Genomic DNA, 17,513 nt, shown 5'->3' on the forward strand with positions numbered 1-17,513 from the left:
GCATACAACTAACGTTTAAACAAAATAGCCGAATAACACCGTCAATCAACTGTAGGAGCCGGCTTGCTGGTGAAGGCGTCAGTCCAGATACATCAATGTCGGCTGATAGATCGCTTTCGCCAGCAAGCCGGCTCCCACAGGGGGAGGGGCGTGTTACTTAAACTGCGCGAAGGCTTTTTCGGCGGCGTCGAGGGTCAGTTGCAGCTCCGCGTCGCCGTGGGCAATGGAGGTGAAGCCGGCTTCGAAGGCGCTCGGCGCCAGATACACGCCGCCTTCCAGCATCAGGTGGAAGAAGCGCTTGAAGCGGTCAGCGTCGCTGCTCATCACGTCCTGGAAGGTGACGATCTCTTTTACGTCGGTGAAATACAGGCCGAACATACCGCCCGCCTGAGTCGTCACGAACGGGATGCCCGCTGCGTCGGCACGCTGTTGCAGGCCTTCGAGGAGGCGCGTGGTGAACGTGCTCAGTTCATCGTGGAAGCCTGGGCGGCTGATCAGGCGCAGCGTGGTCAGACCGGCTGCCATGGCCAGCGGGTTGCCCGACAGCGTGCCCGCTTGATACACCGGACCCAGCGGCGCGATGTGGGACATGATCTCGCGCTTGCCGCCGAAGCAGCCCACAGGCATGCCGCCGCCGATGATCTTGCCGAAGGTGCTCAGATCAGGCTTCACGCCGTAATAGGCTTGTGCGCCGCCGAGGGCAACGCGGAAACCTGTCATCACTTCGTCGAAAATCAGCACCACGCCGTGCTTGTCGCACTCTTCGCGCAAACCTTGCAGGAAACCCGGCGCTGGCGGCACGCAATTCATGTTGCCTGCCACTGGCTCAACGATGATGCACGCCACTTCCTGGCCCACGTCCGCGAGCATCGCTTTGACCGCGTCGATGTCGTTGAACGGCAGAGTCAGCGTGTGTTTGGCGAACGCCGCCGGAACGCCCGGCGAGCTCGGCACGCCCAGGGTCAGCGCCCCCGAACCTGCCTTGACCAGCAAGCTATCGGAGTGGCCGTGGTAGCAGCCTTCGAACTTGATGATGCTGTCGCGACCGGTGTAACCACGGGCCAGGCGAATCGCGCTCATGGTCGCTTCGGTGCCGGAGCTGACCATGCGCACCATTTCCATCGACGGCACGATCGAGCAGACCAGGTCCGCCATCTCGGTTTCCATCGCGGTCGGCGCGCCGTAAGACAGTCCGTGCTCTAGCTGCTTGCGCACGGCGTCCAGCACGTCCGGATGGCTGTGGCCCAGAATCATCGGCCCCCACGAACCCACGTAATCCACATAGCGCTTGTCGTCTTCGTCGGTGACGTAGGCGCCTGCCGCGTGTTTGAAGAACAACGGAGTGCCGCCGACGCTCTTGAACGCACGAACCGGCGAGTTGACGCCGCCGGGGATGTGTTTCTGGGCGTTGGCGAACAGGGTTTCAGAACGGGACATGATGAAGCTCTCTGCTTGAATCGAATGAGGGTAAGTCGGCCCGACGAAGAGTCAGGCCGATTTGAACAGGTCGTTGAAGGCGCGAGCGCGACGGGTGACTTCTTGCGTGTTTTCCGCGCCAAACAGGCCATGCACCACCGCCAGCAGGTCGGCGCCATGGGCCACCAGCGGGGCCGCGTTTTCCAGCGTGACGCCGCCGATAACGGCAATTGGCAGCGAAATGCGCTTGCGTGCCTCGGCCAGCATTTCGAGGCTGCATGCAGGTGCGCCGGGCTTGGTGTTGGAGTTGAAGAAACGCCCGAACGCCACATAGGTCGCGCCGTCGGCCTTGGCTTTTTCTGCCAGTTCGAGCTGGGCGTGGCAGGTGGCGCCGACGATGGCCTTGTGACCGAGCAGGGCGCGGGCGTCGGGCAGCGAGCCGTCAGTCTGGCCAAGGTGCACGCCAACGCCGAGGCGTGCAGCCACCTCGGCGTCGTCATTGATGATCAGGCGGGTCTTGTAGCGCTCGCACAATTTCAGCAGTTCCGAGGCCTCACGCAGACGTCGGGTCTCGTCACCGGATTTGTCACGGTATTGCAGCAGGGTCACGCCGCCATCAAGGGCAGCCTCGACGTAGGACAGGAATTTGCCGGCCAACAGTTGGCTGTCGGTCACGGCATAAAGGCCACGCAGTTTCATCGGGGGTGCCTCTTGTTCGTGGCGTTACGAGCAGAAATCCAGCGGCAAACGACGAGGAACGAATTGGCCTTTGCCCAGTTGTTCAGCGTCGCGCAACGTGCGCCAAGTGTAGTCCAGGGCGGTTTGCACAGCGCTGATCACGTCTTGCCCGAGGGCCAGTCGACCGGCCAACGCACTCGCCAGCGTGCAGCCCGAACCGTGATAGCTGCCGGGTAGGCGCTGGCAGGTAAAGGTGCGCGATTCGCCGTTGCGAATGTACAGCCGGTTATGGACTTCGTGCTCGTCGCCATGGCCGCCGGTGATCAACAAATGTTCGCAGAACGGCAACAGCTTCTCGGCGCACTCGTCGGCGGTGCCTTCCGGCAGCTCGGCCAGAATGCGCGCTTCGGGCAGGTTTGGCGTGGCAATGGTGGCCAGCGGCAGCAACCGCTCGCGCATCGCATAGCCGACTTCATCCTTGCCCAGTCGCCCGCCGCCACCGGCACGCAGCACCGGGTCGCAGACCAGCGGCAGGTGCGGGTTCGCTTGCAGCAGTTCGACGACGGTGTCGACCATCTCCAACGAGCCGAGCATGCCCAGTTTCACCGCCGCGACCTGCGAATCGTTGAGCACGGCATTGGCCTGAGCCAGCACCCACTCGCGATCCAGCACGCGGAAATCGGTGACGTTGACGGTGTCCTGCACGGTCAGCGCGGTGACCGCAGGGGCGGCATGACAACCCTGAGCAAGCAGGGCTTCAATATCTGCCTGCAAGCCGGCGCCGCCACTGGGGTCGTGGCCGGAGAGACAGAGGACAACGGGGCGGGAGCTATAGATATTCATGGTGCGCGAGCTTACCACTAAAGCTTTTGCCGGGCCGCTGGTCGGCGGCAGATTTTTCTCCGGCAGCCCTGTACGGCCACAGGGGCAGCCCTTTCCTGCTGAATGACGATAATAATCCTAAAGAAAGTCACGAAAGTCTGACGTGTGACGATACAGATGGTATCACCCAGCTATCAGTGGCTATGCTGTCGGCTGTAAGTCTCATTTTTGTCCGAAGAGTAAATGCAAGTGCGTTGCCCGTTGCCTCCTTTTATTGCCTCAAACCTAGCGTCGTTTCCTACAGTCTGGGCGAACAGCATGGCCGCCCCCATGAATGTCGGCGGTGTTGTATGCGCGTTCTGCTGACGTTGTGGTTGATCCTGCTGCCTACGTTGGCTAGCGCGTTGGAGTTCGACGAAACCACGCGCACCTTGTCGCTGGGCCGCGCGACTCAGGTGTTCGAAGACCCGAGCGGTTCGGCGACGATTGAACAGGTAGCCTCGCCCGAAGGCCAGGCGCAGTTTCACGCGCTGGATGCCGGTGCGCTGAACGCCGGTTACTCCGAGTCCGCCTTCTGGTTAAAGGTGCAATTGACCTACAGGCCCGCGAACCCGGTGGCCTCGGCCGACTGGTTGCTCGAACTCGCCTACCCACCCATGGACCACGTCGATCTGTACATGGCCAGCGAGACCGCCGAGCCGAGCCTGACGTGGCGAACCGGCGACATGCTGCCGTTCCAGAGCCGTCAGATAAAACAGAACAACTACCTGTTCGACCTGAACCTGAAGGCCAACGAGACCAAGACCGTCTACGTTCGCGTCGCCAGCCATGGCTCCGTTCAGGCGCCGCTCAATCTGTGGGCCAGTCACGCCTACATCGAAGATCAGCCGTCGCGGCTGTATATCCTCGGCATGATCTACGGCGTGCTGTTGGTGATGCTGGTCTACAACCTGTTCATTTACGTGAGCGTGCGCGATACCAGCTACCTCTATTACATCCTCTACATCAGCTGTTTCGGGCTGTATCAGGTGTCGGTCAACGGTGCCGGTATCGAATACCTGTGGCCGGACAACCCGTGGTGGGCCAACGTCTCCACGACGTTTCTGATTGCGGCGGCGATCCTGTTCGCCAGCCAATTTGCGCGTAAATTCCTGCAAACGCCGGGGCTGGGGCGTTGGCTCGATTCCCCGCTCGTGCTGATGATGCTGTGCGCCGCCGTCATCATGATTCTGTCGTTGACCATGGATTACGGCATCGCACTGAGGCTGGTGACCGGGCTGGTTCTGTTGTTTACCCCGGTCATTCTGCTGATCGGCATCGTCGCCTGGCTGAAGGGGCGTCGGGTTGCCCGTTATTTCATCTTCGCCTGGTCGGCATTTCTGTTGGGCGGGGTGATCAACGCGACCATGTTGCTCGGTCACTTGCCGAACAATTTCTGGACCATGTACGCCAGCCAGATCGGCTCTGTCGTGGAAGTCGCACTGCTATCGCTGGCGCTGGCGGACCGCATCAACACCATGCGCGACCGGCAGACACAGATCATGGCGCAGTCGAGCAAGGAGCTGGAGACACTCAACCAGCAACTGGCGGTCAGCAACCGGCTCAAGGATGAATTCCTTGCCACCCTGACCCACGAACTGCGCACCCCAATGAATGGCGTGATCGGTTCCCTGGAGCTGATGCAGATGGAGGTCTGCGACGAAGAAATCGCGCTGTACCGCCAGACTGCTGCGGATTCCGCGCAAAACATGATGGGCATCGTTAACGGCATCCTCACCCTGACCGAGCTGCAAGCGGGGCGTATCGGCGTTCAGCGCGAAGCATTCAGCCTGCGGCATTTACTGTTTCAAGTGCGCAGTACGTTCGAACCTTTGGCTCGGAACAAGGCGCTGTCCCTGAGTGTCGAGCTGGACGAAACCTTGCCGGACAGCTTGCTAGGGGACTCGCTGAAACTGCGTCAATGCCTGGATTGCCTGCTGGACAACGCCATCAAGTTCACCAAAAGCGGTGCGATCAGACTGTGCGTGGGTGGACATGCTCACGACCAGCAAGTGCGTTTGCTGCTGGACGTGATCGACACCGGTATAGGCTTCGTGAGGCTGGACGAAGACACGCTGTACGCCAACTTCTATCAGGTCGACGGCTCCATGACCCGCGAGTACGGCGGCCTCGGGATCGGTCTGGCAATCTGCCGCAAACTGATCGAGCTGCAGGGCGGGCGCTTGAGTCACCAGTCCGAACCAGGCGTTGGCAGCCAGTTCCGGCTGAGCGTGGAGGTTGAGCGGGCGACGTTGTCGGTTACGTAGGACTGACTGATCCACCGCCGTCGCTGCCGTCGTTCCTCCGGCGTCTCCTACAGGATTTGTGGCGTATTGGAGTTTCGCGTACATCCCGGGTATTGCGGCGTTGGACGTAGATATCGCCGACGACAAGTCCGCTGCGGGAGACGTCTTCGCTGCCGTCGTTCCTCCGGCGTCTCCTACAGGATTTGTGGCGTATTGGAGTTTCGCGTACACCCCGGGTATTGCGGCGTTGGACGTAGATATCGCCGACGACACGTCCGCTGTGGGAGACGTCTTCGCTGCCGTCGTGCCTCCGGCGTCTCCTACAGGATTTGTGGCGTATTGGAGTTTCGCGTACACCCCGGGTATTGCGGCGTTGGACGCACATATCGCCGACGACAAGTCCGCTGTGGGAGCCGCCGGAGGCACGACGGCAGCGACGGCGGTGGATCAGGCGAAAGCAGACCACGCTCACCCCACGGCAAACCCGCCGTGATTTAGTCGGCTATGGCACTTTTTTCGATTTCGCGTGCGTGATTCACTGGCTCACATCTGCGCCATTGCCGTGCACCGATCCGAACCGGAGGCCGCCATGAACCTGCATCAGTTCGCCGAAACACACGACGTCACCAACCAGCCGCCCTCGCTGGACGGGGCGAACCTTTACCGCATTGACCTGCCGTTGCAGGAGTGGTCCAGACGCTACGGCGCGGGCTGGGCGGAATCAAAGATCGACGCGTATGGCGCGATGGCGGGCGGTCCGCTGATGGAGGCGGGCTTTCTCGCCAACCAGAACAAACCCGTGTTCGCCAGCCATGACCGCTACGGTCATCGCATCGACCTGGTGGAGTTTCATCCGGCTTATCACCAACTCATGCAAACGGCGGTCGAGCACGGCATTCCCTCATTGCCCTGGACCGATCGCCGGGAAGGTGCCCACGTCGCCCGCGCGTCCATGAGCTACCTGCACAGCCAGGCGGAAGCGGGGAGTGGTTGCCCGCTGACCATGACCTTCGCCAGCGTTCCCGCCTTGCGCTTGCAACCGGATCTGGCCGACATCTGGCTGCCAAAAATCCTCGCCACCCAGTACGACCCGCGCAATGTCGGCATCGCTCATAAAGCGGGTGTGACCATCGGCATGGCGATGACCGAGAAACAGGGCGGGACCGACGTGCGTGCCAACACCACTCGCGCCTATCCCGTCGGCCAGCCCGGCCCCGGTCAGGCGTATGAACTGGTCGGCCACAAGTGGTTCTGCTCGGCACCGATGTGCGATGCCTTTCTCACGCTGGCGCAGACCGACAAAGGCCTGACCTGTTTCCTGCTGCCGCGCCATCGTCCGGACGACACCCGCAACGAGTTCTACATACAGCGCCTGAAGAACAAACTCGGCAACTGGTCGAATGCGTCCAGCGAAGTCGAATTCCGGGGCGCGCTGGCGTGGATGGTGGGCGAGGAGGGGCGCGGTGTGCCGACCATCATCGAAATGGTCGCCATGACCCGCTTCGATTGCATGACCGGTTCCAGCGCGTTGATGCGTCAGGCACTCACTCAGGCAGCTCACCATTGCGCCCATCGCAGCGTCAGCGGGCGAGTGTTGAGCGAGCAGCCGCTGATGCAGAACGTGCTGGCCGATCTGGCGCTGGAAAGCGAAGCGGCGCTGGCGCTGACCCTGCGCATGGGCCGCTCGCTGGAGCGGCTGGACGACTCCCACGAAGCACGTTTTGCGAGACTGGTCACGGCGGTGGGTAAGTATTGGATCTGCAAACGCGCCCCGGCCATGATCAACGAAGCCGCCGAATGCATGGGTGGCGCGGGCTACGTCGAGGACACCATCCTGCCGCGTCTTTATAGAGAGGCGCCGGTCAACTCGACGTGGGAAGGCTCGGGGAACGTGCAGTGTCTGGACGTGCTGCGTGCCTTGTCGAAAGAGCCGGGCGTGCTCGACGCGTTGTTCGATGAACTGGGGGATGGCCATGGCGACGCTCGACTGGCCGCGCACATCGACCGATTGAAAACCGCGTTCAAGGACACCTCTGACATCCAATACCGTGCCCGGCAACTGACCGAAGACATCGCCATCGGTTTGCAGGCCAAGCTGTTGCTGGAAGCGGGGAACTCGGTGGTCAGCGACGGGTTTATCGCCGGGCGTTTGCAGCATCCGGGGCGCGTGTATGGCGCTCTCCCGCGAGGGGTGGATGTGGAAGCGCTGGTGACGCGTTCAACCCCAGCGATTTGCTAGGCCTGTAGGAGCGTGGCTTGTCCCGCGATCGGCGACGCAGTCGTCGTAAACCCGTATACGCGATGGGACTGACACACTGGTGGGGATGTTGTTGCGACTGCTGCGCAGCCGATCGCGGGACAAGCCACGCTCCTACAGAGACAGCGTTTTTCCGCTGCATCATTTCGTGCCTTCCCCCGCCGTTGCAGGCAAGATGGAGCCTTGCAAGATCAGAAGGATGCGCATCGTGACTGAAGCTTTCATTGTCGTAAAAACTGCCGAGCAAGCTGTGGACCGGCTTGCCGAGCTGCACGGACGTGCGACCACTGCGTTGAGCCAGGCGCTCAAGCGTTACCTCAAAGACCGCGTTGAACCGGACGCCGCCGAGCGTCTGCAGTTCCGCTACCCCGAATTGCGTCTGACCTACCACTGCCACGGCGAAGTGCCGCTGACCACCCGCGCATACGCCAAAGTCCAGCTGCCGGGCACCTACAGCGTCACCGTCACTCACCCGGCGGCGTTTCGCAAATACCTGATCGAACAGCTCACCCCGCTGATGAACGACTTCACCGTCACGGTCGAAGTGGGCGTCAGCGTGCAGAACATTCCGTATCCGTATGTCGTCGAGCAAGGCGATGAGCTGGCAGGCACCGGCGTGACCGCTGCGACCCTGGCTCGCGTGTTCCCGAGCACCGACCTGTCGGCCGCCACTGATGGCATCGCCGACGGTCTCTATGACTGGGCGAACACCGACCCACTGCCGCTGGCGCTTTTCGACGCCGCGCGCGTGGATTTCTCGCTGCGTCGTCTGGTGCATTACACCGGCAGCGATTGGCGGCACGTCCAGCCCTGGATTCTGCTGACCAACTACCACCGCTACGTTGACCAGTTCATCGTCCACGGCCTGGAAAAACTGCGCGACGACCCGCGTTTCGTGAAGATGGTCCTGCCGGGCAACGTCATCGTCGACAAGAGCATGGATCACGGCGAGGCGCAGGCCATCGTGTCCAGTGTGGTCTGGCACCGTTATCAGATGCCGGCCTATCACCTGATCGCCGAAGACGGCCATGGCGTGACGCTGGTCAACATCGGTGTCGGCCCGTCCAACGCGAAAAACATCACTGACCATCTGGCCGTGCTGCGCCCGCATTGCTGGCTGATGATCGGCCACTGCGGCGGCCTGCGGCAGTCGCAGACCATCGGTGACTACGTATTGGCCCACGCCTACATGCGCCGCGACGGCATTCTCGACCGTGTGCTGCCGCCGAACATCCCGATTCCGGCGTTGGCCGAGGTTCAACTGGCGTTGCAGGAATCGGCGGCACAAGTCACCGGCGAACGTGGCGACGACCTGAAAAAGCGTCTGCGCACCGGCACCGTGCTGACCTACGACGACCGCAACTGGGAACTCCGCTGGGCGCAAGAACGGCCGCTGATTAACCTGTCTCGTGCTGTCGCCGTGGACATGGAGAGCGGCACCATCGCGGCTCAGGGTTATCGTCTGCGAGTGCCGTACGGGACGCTGCTTTGCGTGTCCGACAAGCCACTGCACAGCGAAATCAAACTGCCGGGTTCGGCCAACGCCTTTTATGAGCGCGCCGTGACCCAGCATTTGAAGATCGGCATCGCTGCGCTGGACCTGATGCGCACGCAGCTCAACTCGCTGCACTCGCGCAAACTGCGCAGTTTCGACGAACCGCCGTTCCGTTGAGGCTAGGCGTTTAGCGAAAGGGCCACTAAAGTGGCCCTTTCTGTTTCCGCGTCTTGAGTTGTCATGTCCCGTCATCAACGCCCCGTTTCTCGCCGCCCTGCGCCCAGCCCTTCCAGCGCGTCTCGTCGCGTCGCAAAGGCCCCGCCTGCCGAGCCCCGTTTGATCCTGTTCAACAAGCCGTTCGACGTGCTGACTCAGTTCAGCGACGGAGAAGGGCGTGCGACCCTCAAGGACTTCATCGACATCCCCGGTATCTATCCGGCCGGGCGGCTGGACCGCGACAGCGAGGGGCTGTTGCTGCTGACCAACGACGGGCAATTGCAGGCGCGCATCGCCGACCCGAAATACAAACTGGCCAAGACCTATTGGGTGCAAGTCGAGGGCGAACCGAGCGACGAGCAATTGCAAAAACTGCGTGACGGCGTCGAACTGAACGACGGCCCGACCTTGCCTGCGCAGGCTCGGCAGCTGGACGAGCCTGAGCTGTGGCCACGCAACCCGCCCGTGCGGTTTCGCAAAAGCGTGCCGACGAGTTGGCTGGAACTGGTCATCAAGGAAGGGCGTAACCGGCAGGTGCGCCGGATGACGGCGGCGGTAGGGTTGCCGACATTGCGACTGGTGCGGGTGCGGATTGGCGACTGGAGCATTGAAGGGCTGGATCAGGGACAGTGGCGGGAAGTGCCCGCGAAGCTGTAATGCCGATTTTGGCCGTCACGCTGCTGCGATTGACATAACGCCGTCCATTGTAGGAGTGAGCTTGCTCGCGATACGGTCTATCAGACACTTTTTGTGTGTCTGGTGAACAGCATCGCGAGCAAGCTCACTCCTACAGGACCTGTGTTCAGCCGACCTATTTATGCTGCTCGATGTACGCAATCACCACGCTCTTGATCACAAACGCCAGCACGCCCAACCCCAGTACACCGAACAAAATGATCGTCCCGAAGCGTCCAGCCTTCGACTTCTTGGCCAGGTCCCAGACGATGAACCCCATGAAACCGATCAGCACGGTCACCAGAACGGTCATCATCCATTCTTCGAACACCTCGGGTTCCATGGTCGTCTCCTTCGAATCGGTAGTGCGGGGTGAATTGAACGGGAATCAGCTTCTCAGGTGCACCAGCGGTAATTCGGTGCTCGCCAGCACCTGATTGAGCACGAAGCTCGAACGCACGCTGGTCACGCCGTCGATACGGGTCAGGTGGCCCAGCAGAAATTTCTGATAGTGGTCCATGTCCGGCACCACGACCTTCAACTGATAGTCGGCATCGACGCCCGTCACGAGGCTGCACTCCAGCACTTGCGGCAAGCTGCGGATTTGCTGCTCGAAGTGTTCGAAGCGATCCGGGGTATGACGGTCCATGCCGATCAACACATACGCCGTGAGGCTCAGCCCCAGCTTCTTGCGATCCAGCAGGGCCACCTGACGAACGATATAGCCGTCGTCTTCCAGCTGTTTGACCCGCCGCGAGCAAGGCGATGGCGACAGACCGATGCGCTCGGCCAGCTCTTGGTTGGAAATGCGCGCGTCACGCTGCAGTTCGGCCAAAATACTCAGGTCATATCTATCGAGCTTGCTCACGACGGGTACCTTTATGAGATCGATTGCGCTGAATTATTCATCCGAAGGGAAAAATTGCGCAAGTGGTGTTTTCATCAGCAACATTCGCAATCCTGTGTCGCACGCTCAGGCCTATTCTTTTAACCAGAATCACTGCCCGGACACAGCGTCCAGCGCGGCCCGCCGAATCAGGCCAGCCGCGGCCTCCAATCCGACAGGGTTGACCAGGCCACCGGGCTACGCACTGTCTAGAAGACGATGCGAGGTGAGCCGGCGCCAAAAGCGTCGAGCCAGGACGAAGTATTCGAAAGAGGGCTCCCCAAAGGGCCCTCTTTTTTTGTGCACGCTTATAGAGTGCTGCGAACGGCGCACCCATAATGCAGTCCTACCATCAAGTATCCGCGCCGCAGTGAGGAAAGCATGAACATGCGCATCTGGCGTTTGGCAGGTGTCAGTCTTTTGGCCTTGAGCATCAGCGCTCAGGTGTTGGCCGACGATAACAATCAACAACAGCAGCGCAATGAGCAACGCCAGCAACAGCAGCGGGGCTTCGAACAGCGGCAGCAACAACAGCAGCAACAACAGAACCAACAGCGCAGTTTCAATATGGATCAGCAGCGCGAGCAGCAGCAACAACGCCAACAGCAACAGCAGCAATACCAGCAGCAGCGCCAGCAGGAACAACAGAACCAGCAGCGGCAGATTCAACAGAACCAGCAACAGCGGGCGGACCAGCAACGCCAGCAGCAGGACCGTGAGCGCAACCAGCAGCGTCAGGATCAGGTGCAGGAACAGCAGCGCCAACAACAGCGCCAGCAGGAGCAACAGCAACGTCAGCAGCAACAACAGTTGCAGCAGCGTCAGTTGCAAGACCGCCAGGGCAATCTGCCGATTCAGAGTCGCCCGGACACCGTGGTGCAGACGCAGCAGCCACGTCAGGGTTTCTATCGTGATCAACCTCGGGACAACAATCCGTGGCGCGGCGGTGATAACCGTCCCGGCAACAACGGTCGTCCCGGTGGGCACGGCGATGGATGGGGCGGCGGGCCGCGTTATCGTCCTGGCTATGAGATAGACCGGATGCCGGGCGGTTACTCCCGCGTGCCGTATCACGGCAGCGACTATTTCTACTCAGGCGGCTATTGGTATCGCCCGCAAGGTCCGCGTTATGTGGTCGTTGCCCCGCCACGGGGTGTGCGTGTGCGGTATTTGCCGGACTATGCTCAGCAAGTCTGGCTCGGCAGCGCGCTGTTTTTCGTCGCGGCGGGCACCTATTACACCTACGAGCAGAGCTCTCAGGAATACGTCGTCGCCGAACCGCCGCAGGGCGTGGAGCCGGTCTATTCGCCGGAACAGCAGGTGCAGCAACAGCAACCTGCCGATCCGTACGATGTGGTGGCCTACCCGGCGAATGGTCAGACGCAGCAGCAGGTCGAGCAGGACCGTTACGACTGTTACCGCTATGCCGTGCAGCAGAGCAACTTCGACCCGGCCGCCGCGACCTACCAGCCAGCGCCAGAGGTGGTCGGGATTTATCGTCAGGCCATGGCAGCGTGTTATGCAGGGCGGGGGTATAGCGTTCAGCAGTAACGGCTGAAGATCGGTGATGCCCTCAGGATGCCTGCTCGGTTGTCCCTGTGGGAGCGAATTCATTCGCGAAGCGGTGGTACATCCGACACTCATGTGTCGCCCATGCTGACGTATCGCGAATGAATTCGCTCCTACAGACAACACCCTCGGTTCGAGGGGGTTACCGCTTCAATTCATCACCGGGCTGTTCGCCCGATTCACCACTTCCTGCGGGTCGGCGTGCACCAGCACTTCGGCCTTGGGAAATTCGGCGATGATCGCCCGCTCGACCTGCTCGCACAGTTCATGCGCCACCAGCAGCGTCAATGCGCCCGGCAATTCCAGGTGCAGCTGCACAAACCAGTGATTCCCTGAAATCCGGGTGCGCAAATCATGCGTGCCCAATACACCTGGCACGCCTTGCGCCAACTCCAGCATCCGAGCACTCACGCCCGGTTCAAGCTCGGCGTCCATCAGCACCGACACCGTTTCTCGCGCAATCGAAATCGCGCTCCACAGAATGTAGAACGCGATCGCCAGACCGAAATACGCATCCAGTTGGTCATAGCCGAAATACGCCAGCCCTAGCGCGGCCATGATGCTGATGTTGAGCAGCAAGTCGGAGCGATAGTGCAGCGAGTCGGCACGAATCGCCGCCGAGCCGGTTTCCTTCACTACCTTGTGCTGCAACATCAGCAGCGCCACGGTCAGCGCGATGGACAGCAGCATGACCAGCATCCCCAGCCCCGGGGCTCCCAGCGCTTGAGGGTGTTGAATGCGCTCGATGGCCTGAAAGCCGATCAGAAACGCACTCACCGCGATGAACAATGACTGCGCCATGCCCGACAAGGCTTCGGCCTTGCCGTGCCCGTAGCGATGGTCTTCATCTGCCGGGCGCAGCGCGTAATGCACGGCCAGCAGATTGAGGAACGACGCTGCGCCATCGAGCAACGAATCGGTCAGGCCCGCCAGCAGACTGACCGACCCGCTCAACCACCAGGCAATCGCCTTGGCGAGGATCAGAATGCTCGCGACGGCCAGCGACGCGCGGGTTGCCAGGCGCAATAACCGGGCGTGTTCAGGGCTGCTGCTCATGGCGCTTCCTTCAATCTAACCTCGAAAACATCAGGCGGACGGCACCAGACCCAGCGACGCCAGCTGCTCGACGCTGCCCTTGTGCTGGATCAGGCGCGGATCGTCCAGCGGCAGGTTGGGGCCTAGTTCGGTCTTCAGAATGGCTTGCAGTCGCAGGTTGTCCACAGTGCCATCGGTGCGCACGGCCGGTTGCAACTTCTCCGGGTCGATTTGCGCTTGCTTGCCGTCTGGCAGGTAAATCGCGCCGGTGGCGAAGTCCACGCCAAACGCGATCACGCCGGGCAGGATGTAGAACAGCAGGCCAATGGCGTCGAGGACCACGATGGCCGGGTCCATGCGGCCGCTGCCTTGAATCTGGCCGCGACGGTCAGGGTAGAAAATACTGCCGCACGCGGTCAGTTGGGCCAGCAGGCTGACGACCAGGGCACCGCCAATCAAACGGGAAGGAATGCGCATGAAAATCTCCTCAGAGGAAGTCGCAACTATACAAGGCAAATGCCTAAGCAATAAGACTATCCAACGACGGAGACGGTTCTGTGTTGAGAGAAACAAAGCAGCGGCGCGCGCCCGTATAATCAGCGGTCTGTTTTGGAGCCCTCATGATTTCTCTGCCCATTGATGCCGTCCTGCCTGCCCTGCGCCAGGCCCTTGTCGACCGTGACGAAGCCGTCCTCGAAGCGCCGCCCGGCGCGGGCAAGACCACGCGCGTGCCGTTGGCGCTGTTGCAGGAGCCGTGGCTGGCGGGGCAGACGATTCTGATGCTCGAACCCCGGCGTCTTGCGGCCCGTGCGGCGGCGGAGCGGTTGGCGTCGGAGCTGGGCGAGAAGGTCGGGGAAACAGTCGGCTACCGGATTCGTCTGGAGAGCAAAGTCGGCCCGAATACGCGCATTGAAGTGGTCACCGAAGGGATTCTCACCCGTCGTTTGCAGGAAGACCCGTCGCTGGACGGCGTCGGCCTGCTGATCTTCGACGAATACCACGATTTGCTGATTGGTTCGCTTTTAGGCTTTTGCTTGTCAAGCTTTAGAGGCAACGCCCACAAGGCGTTGCCTGCTTTTGCTCTTGCTTGAAAGTCAAAGCCCACAAAGCTTTGATGCTCCTGCTCCTGCTCCTGCTCCTGCTCCTGCTCCTGCTCCTGTTCTCGCCTTGGAAAGAGATTCCCAAAGGATCTAACTGACTGGGAGTGCTCTAGGCAAGATCCTTCTGACACACCGCGATCTATGGCCAACCCCGGACGCCCTTTTTAGGTGCCAATGTCGATTCAGCTTGCCTCCGTTTCTGATGCTCTCCCCCCAGCCCGTCAAGATGGGCTAGACCACTAATCGCCCGTACTCTCGATTTGGCCCCAAAGGCGTCTTAGCGTGCTTTCCGCCATCCCTAGCTCTTTCCTGCGTGCGCTAGGGTGAAGCCCCTGAGGCGCAACTCTTTAACAGCCTGGCGCTTCCGAGCGGCTTCAATCGCACGGGCGAAGCCGCGAGGGACTAGAGCCGACTTGCCGCACTCGGTGGCTACCGGGTTTGAGAGGATAGATGCGCCTGTCATGATCAAGGGCTGGGCGACGGATTTTAGGAGCGGTGAGTGCGATGAAAAAGGCGCTGGAAAAATACGCCAAACGGCTTCAAAAAGACGCTGAGGTAGCTTACATCAGGCGAATGATGTGGATCGACATGGAAGCGCGCATCCGCGAGATGTTCAGAGAAATCGAAAGCTCGCCTCAAACTCGTTGGTACGGAGGTATGAGAATCCACAGCGGGCTACATCCTAAAGCCAACGAGATTCCAGTGAATAAGAAATTGAATCAACTCCAAGTCACTTGCATGACTAGGCTGCTTGGGCTTTCAAGCGTCAATGAAGTGGAGGAAGTCAGGGAGATTGAAGGTGTTGAGCAGAAGGTCAAAGTAACCAAGCGCACTACTCACGTAGAGAGTGATTCCGCAATGTGGTTCACGCAAACTCCAAGCGGGCGGGTCACGGTCTTGATGGCGCCCTACAGATCTGACCTCGTCTCTATGAATGAAAAGGAAATCGTCATTGGGATGTTCAAGGATCCTGTTCAGCTGACAGAGGGAAAACTCAGAAGACTATTCGCCAGGTATTTCAAATACGTGTCTATCACGAGTGCGCTTCACGACCACACTGTAATTGACTACGCCTGGAGGCTGCTGCTCATGTATTTCGACGTCCGCAATCGCCGGGTTTGGAAGACTTTTTGGCAATCAACGTGCTGGTCATCTTCGGCGCCGCGCTATTCACGATTTTGGGATATTTCATCAACTCACCAGCCCCATCACCGTAATTACCAACCCACAGGCATCTGCGCAGCAAGAGCCTGCCTACGTTAGGGCAGATCGGGTCAGAACCTGTTAATCAATCCCCTGACCAATGTTGTCAGACCTTGGACTGCGCTTGGTGGCACTCCAGCAAAAACAGGCCGAGCGCGCCGGCCACGTTGACGCACAGAGCTGCTTCAGCACTTGTGAGATCGGAGGAGGCGTCGCTTGGGCCATGGGCATCGCCATGCTTGTTCCTCACCTGCGCGATGCTCAGCAACAAGTTGTCGATGTCTTTGAGTAAGCCGGACATGGGAACCCCTTGGTCGGTCAGCCCGACTTGCTTAAGCGTCGCAAAAAGCAGCGTCTTACGATCTGAAGTCGAGATACCACCTTGCTCCAGAATCCATTTTTGAGTGGACTCCAGAAAGCTCCTCGCGGCTGTGATCGCTCCGCTAGGATCTGACTGGCGTCGACTCAGAGCCTTGTCCCATTGTGAGCGCAAATGTGGATCAGGAAGCTGCCCGAATGCGCCATTCAATGCTTGGTCAGTCGGTGTTAGCTGACCTTGGGCTTTTTCCAGCAGTTGTCTGCCTCGATGAGTGAGGTTGCCTGTGACAATAACCGTGCGGTACTCCAGTTTGCCTCCGTTGGATTCCTTTAGGGGCATGACTCCATCAACGTGACCTTGTCTTTGAGCTTCCACTAGCGCGCAAGCTAGGGGCTGGAAGTCTTGGAAAGCCTGCTTTGAGGTGTCTGCCGGATCGAATGCAGTATCTCCAGCTTCGATGCGTCTCAAGACTTCGACCAATTTCCAATCCAGTTCTTTACCCATCTGAACACACCTCTGTTCGGTCACTATGCTGATCATACTGGAGCTTATGGGTCTTGAGCTCGGCCCCCGGATGACAGTCGAAAAGCATTTTGGGTAGTGGCGTCGGGATACAAGAGGTCACTCCACCAACAAAGCGTGACCGGTCACAACGTCGATTTTTTTGACGTGAGAATCACGCTTAGGTACTATGAATTTGTCGCCACAGACCGGAACCTCGAAGGAGGGGTGGTGATGCCGGGAACGAGCTTAGGCGAGTTCCTCCCAGCCAGTGAGCGGGATTTGAAAGGCCAGGCCGATATCTGATTCAGCAAAAAGCCCTGTGGTGTGAGCCACAGGGCTTTTTTGCTTTATGTTTGTCCGATGAGCGACCGGCCTTAGAGTTTCACGCCTTCGTTGCGCTTCTCCAGCACGTAGCGCACGTTCCAGATCGGCCCTTTGGTGGGCAGACCCGAGCGACCCCAGTCGTTGACCTCGTACGCAGAAACCACATTCAGTCGAAGAAGATTCTCGACGTCCTGAGGTTTACGGATTTCGAAGAAAATCGCGTACTCGTGGGCGTCCAGACAAAAATAGCGCCTGTTGTCACCCGCAAAATGAGCCCTGACCTTCGACTCAATGAAGCGCCTGTCGATGTAGTCGAGGAGCTGCTTTGATAAGTCGTAACGTGTAGGGCAGAAATATCGCTCCTCCTTGGTTTTTGGATTAACGATCAGCGGCCCATTTTCCTTGTTGTCCGTAAAGCAATGGAATCCGAAGGTGAATTCAACGCTGACGCCGTGATCTCCTATCTGGAATGTCCGTACGGTCGGCTGGAGGTGTGCCATGCAGACTGTTCTTCCATTTATCGTCAAATCGTTCCAGCGCATACTCGTGGCCACATCTTTTCGACCCACGAGAATATTCGATTAAGGCATGATGTCAACGTACTGGCTCCTCAGTGGCCCAACGCTTGACGCAAACGCTTCGTGATGTGTTCTCAGGTATGCACCGGAACCAAGGAAGAGACCTGAATCTTATCGCTCGCTGGTGAGCACCCAAACCTTTAGGGGAGGA

General features: G+C 59.8%; 15 protein-coding genes and 2 pseudogenes. 8 read left to right on the plus strand and 9 right to left on the minus strand.

The features are described from left to right. Positions 1-153: 153 nt before the first annotated feature. From hemL to AAEO81_RS03985, 3 genes are read right to left on the minus strand one after another with little or no spacing between them, the layout of a single operon-like run. A complete protein-coding gene (hemL, locus tag AAEO81_RS03975; protein WP_341961766.1) occupies positions 154-1,437 on the minus strand; it encodes a glutamate-1-semialdehyde 2,1-aminomutase in 1,284 nt (427 codons plus the stop codon). A gap of 51 nt (positions 1,438-1,488) precedes the next feature. Then, entirely contained in the window at positions 1,489-2,115 is a 627-nt protein-coding gene (thiE, locus tag AAEO81_RS03980; RefSeq protein ID WP_341961768.1) for a thiamine phosphate synthase, read from the minus strand. A gap of 24 nt (positions 2,116-2,139) precedes the next feature. Beyond that, on the minus strand, positions 2,140-2,937 hold the full coding sequence (locus AAEO81_RS03985) for a hydroxymethylpyrimidine/phosphomethylpyrimidine kinase (RefSeq protein WP_166597499.1): 798 nt from the start codon (positions 2,935-2,937) through the stop codon (positions 2,140-2,142). Positions 2,938-3,266: 329 nt separating this feature from the next. Here AAEO81_RS03985 and AAEO81_RS03990 point away from each other — a divergent pair. The 5 genes and pseudogenes from AAEO81_RS03990 to AAEO81_RS04010 form a co-directional block, all read left to right on the plus strand. Further along, positions 3,267-5,192, plus strand: a pseudogene (locus tag AAEO81_RS03990) (7TM diverse intracellular signaling domain-containing protein); the annotation flags it as partial. A 130-nt stretch (positions 5,193-5,322) separates the two neighbouring features. Next, positions 5,323-5,694 (plus strand): hypothetical protein, encoded by a 372-nt coding sequence (locus AAEO81_RS03995; protein WP_341961772.1) that lies wholly within the window; start codon positions 5,323-5,325, stop codon positions 5,692-5,694. 96 nt (positions 5,695-5,790) lie between these two features. Next, positions 5,791-7,440 carry an acyl-CoA dehydrogenase family protein gene (locus AAEO81_RS04000; protein ID WP_341961773.1) on the plus strand — a complete coding sequence of 550 codons (1,650 nt, stop codon included), beginning with the start codon at positions 5,791-5,793 and terminating at the stop codon, positions 7,438-7,440. 193 nt (positions 7,441-7,633) lie between these two features. Beyond that, positions 7,634-9,130, plus strand: coding sequence for an AMP nucleosidase (amn, locus tag AAEO81_RS04005; RefSeq protein WP_341964456.1), 1,497 nt, complete (start codon positions 7,634-7,636; stop codon positions 9,128-9,130). Positions 9,131-9,193: 63 nt separating this feature from the next. Continuing rightward, positions 9,194-9,826, plus strand: a complete 633-nt coding sequence (locus AAEO81_RS04010; RefSeq protein WP_341961774.1) for a pseudouridine synthase — start codon at positions 9,194-9,196, stop codon at positions 9,824-9,826. 154 nt (positions 9,827-9,980) lie between these two features. On the opposite strand, the gene AAEO81_RS04015 is transcribed toward AAEO81_RS04010, so the two are convergent. Both AAEO81_RS04015 and AAEO81_RS04020 read right to left on the minus strand, forming a co-directional pair. Beyond that, positions 9,981-10,187, minus strand: a complete 207-nt coding sequence (locus AAEO81_RS04015; RefSeq protein WP_341961776.1) for a DUF2788 domain-containing protein — start codon at positions 10,185-10,187, stop codon at positions 9,981-9,983. Positions 10,188-10,232: 45 nt separating this feature from the next. After that, complete coding sequence (locus tag AAEO81_RS04020) at positions 10,233-10,712, minus strand: Lrp/AsnC family transcriptional regulator (RefSeq protein ID WP_166597505.1); 480 nt, start codon at positions 10,710-10,712, stop codon at positions 10,233-10,235. A gap of 399 nt (positions 10,713-11,111) precedes the next feature. On the opposite strand from AAEO81_RS04020, the gene AAEO81_RS04025 reads away from it, so the two are divergent. Next, entirely contained in the window at positions 11,112-12,281 is a 1,170-nt protein-coding gene (locus AAEO81_RS04025; protein WP_341961778.1) for a DUF6515 family protein, read from the plus strand. Positions 12,282-12,449: 168 nt separating this feature from the next. On the opposite strand, the gene AAEO81_RS04030 is transcribed toward AAEO81_RS04025, so the two are convergent. Both AAEO81_RS04030 and AAEO81_RS04035 read right to left on the minus strand, forming a co-directional pair. Next, positions 12,450-13,355: a cation diffusion facilitator family transporter gene (locus tag AAEO81_RS04030; RefSeq protein WP_341961779.1), complete on the minus strand. Its 906-nt coding sequence runs from the start codon at positions 13,353-13,355 to the stop codon at positions 12,450-12,452. 30 nt (positions 13,356-13,385) lie between these two features. After that, complete coding sequence (locus tag AAEO81_RS04035) at positions 13,386-13,811, minus strand: polyribonucleotide nucleotidyltransferase (RefSeq protein ID WP_341961781.1); 426 nt, start codon at positions 13,809-13,811, stop codon at positions 13,386-13,388. 143 nt (positions 13,812-13,954) lie between these two features. On the opposite strand from AAEO81_RS04035, the pseudogene AAEO81_RS04040 reads away from it, so the two are divergent. Next, positions 13,955-14,338 (plus strand): annotated as a pseudogene (locus tag AAEO81_RS04040) (DEAD/DEAH box helicase); the annotation flags it as partial. A 600-nt stretch (positions 14,339-14,938) separates the two neighbouring features. Beyond that, positions 14,939-15,697: a hypothetical protein gene (locus AAEO81_RS04045; RefSeq protein ID WP_341961783.1), complete on the plus strand. Its 759-nt coding sequence runs from the start codon at positions 14,939-14,941 to the stop codon at positions 15,695-15,697. 46 nt (positions 15,698-15,743) lie between these two features. Here the strand turns inward: AAEO81_RS04045 and AAEO81_RS04050 are convergent, their stop codons facing one another. Then, entirely contained in the window at positions 15,744-16,460 is a 717-nt protein-coding gene (locus AAEO81_RS04050) for an abortive infection family protein (protein WP_341961784.1), read from the minus strand. Between the two features lie 374 nt (positions 16,461-16,834). Continuing rightward, positions 16,835-17,284, minus strand: a complete 450-nt coding sequence (locus AAEO81_RS04055; RefSeq protein WP_341961786.1) for a hypothetical protein — start codon at positions 17,282-17,284, stop codon at positions 16,835-16,837. Between the last annotated feature and the right edge of the window lie 229 nt (positions 17,285-17,513).

It is taken from the genome of Pseudomonas sp. RC10 (assembly GCF_038397775.1).
In the GTDB taxonomy this organism is placed as follows: Bacteria; Pseudomonadota; Gammaproteobacteria; order Pseudomonadales; family Pseudomonadaceae; genus Aquipseudomonas; species Aquipseudomonas bambusae.

Bases quoted from the DNA above. Each gene is read 5' to 3' on its own strand.
- hemL (WP_341961766.1), bottom strand. From the start codon at position 1,437: ATGTCCCGTTCTGAAACCCTGTTCGCCAACGCCCAGAAACACATCCCC.
- thiE (WP_341961768.1), bottom strand. From the start codon at position 2,115: ATGAAACTGCGTGGCCTTTATGCCGTGACCGACAGCCAACTGTTGGCC.
- AAEO81_RS03985 (WP_166597499.1), bottom strand. From the start codon at position 2,937: ATGAATATCTATAGCTCCCGCCCCGTTGTCCTCTGTCTCTCCGGCCAC.
- AAEO81_RS04000 (WP_341961773.1), top strand. From the start codon at position 5,791: ATGAACCTGCATCAGTTCGCCGAAACACACGACGTCACCAACCAGCCG.
- amn (WP_341964456.1), top strand. From the start codon at position 7,634: ATGGAGCCTTGCAAGATCAGAAGGATGCGCATCGTGACTGAAGCTTTC.
- AAEO81_RS04010 (WP_341961774.1), top strand. From the start codon at position 9,194: ATGTCCCGTCATCAACGCCCCGTTTCTCGCCGCCCTGCGCCCAGCCCT.
- AAEO81_RS04015 (WP_341961776.1), bottom strand. From the start codon at position 10,187: ATGGAACCCGAGGTGTTCGAAGAATGGATGATGACCGTTCTGGTGACC.
- AAEO81_RS04025 (WP_341961778.1), top strand. From the start codon at position 11,112: ATGAACATGCGCATCTGGCGTTTGGCAGGTGTCAGTCTTTTGGCCTTG.
- AAEO81_RS04030 (WP_341961779.1), bottom strand. From the start codon at position 13,355: ATGAGCAGCAGCCCTGAACACGCCCGGTTATTGCGCCTGGCAACCCGC.
- AAEO81_RS04035 (WP_341961781.1), bottom strand. From the start codon at position 13,811: ATGCGCATTCCTTCCCGTTTGATTGGCGGTGCCCTGGTCGTCAGCCTG.
- AAEO81_RS04045 (WP_341961783.1), top strand. From the start codon at position 14,939: ATGAAAAAGGCGCTGGAAAAATACGCCAAACGGCTTCAAAAAGACGCT.
- AAEO81_RS04050 (WP_341961784.1), bottom strand. From the start codon at position 16,460: ATGGGTAAAGAACTGGATTGGAAATTGGTCGAAGTCTTGAGACGCATC.
- AAEO81_RS04055 (WP_341961786.1), bottom strand. From the start codon at position 17,284: ATGGCACACCTCCAGCCGACCGTACGGACATTCCAGATAGGAGATCAC.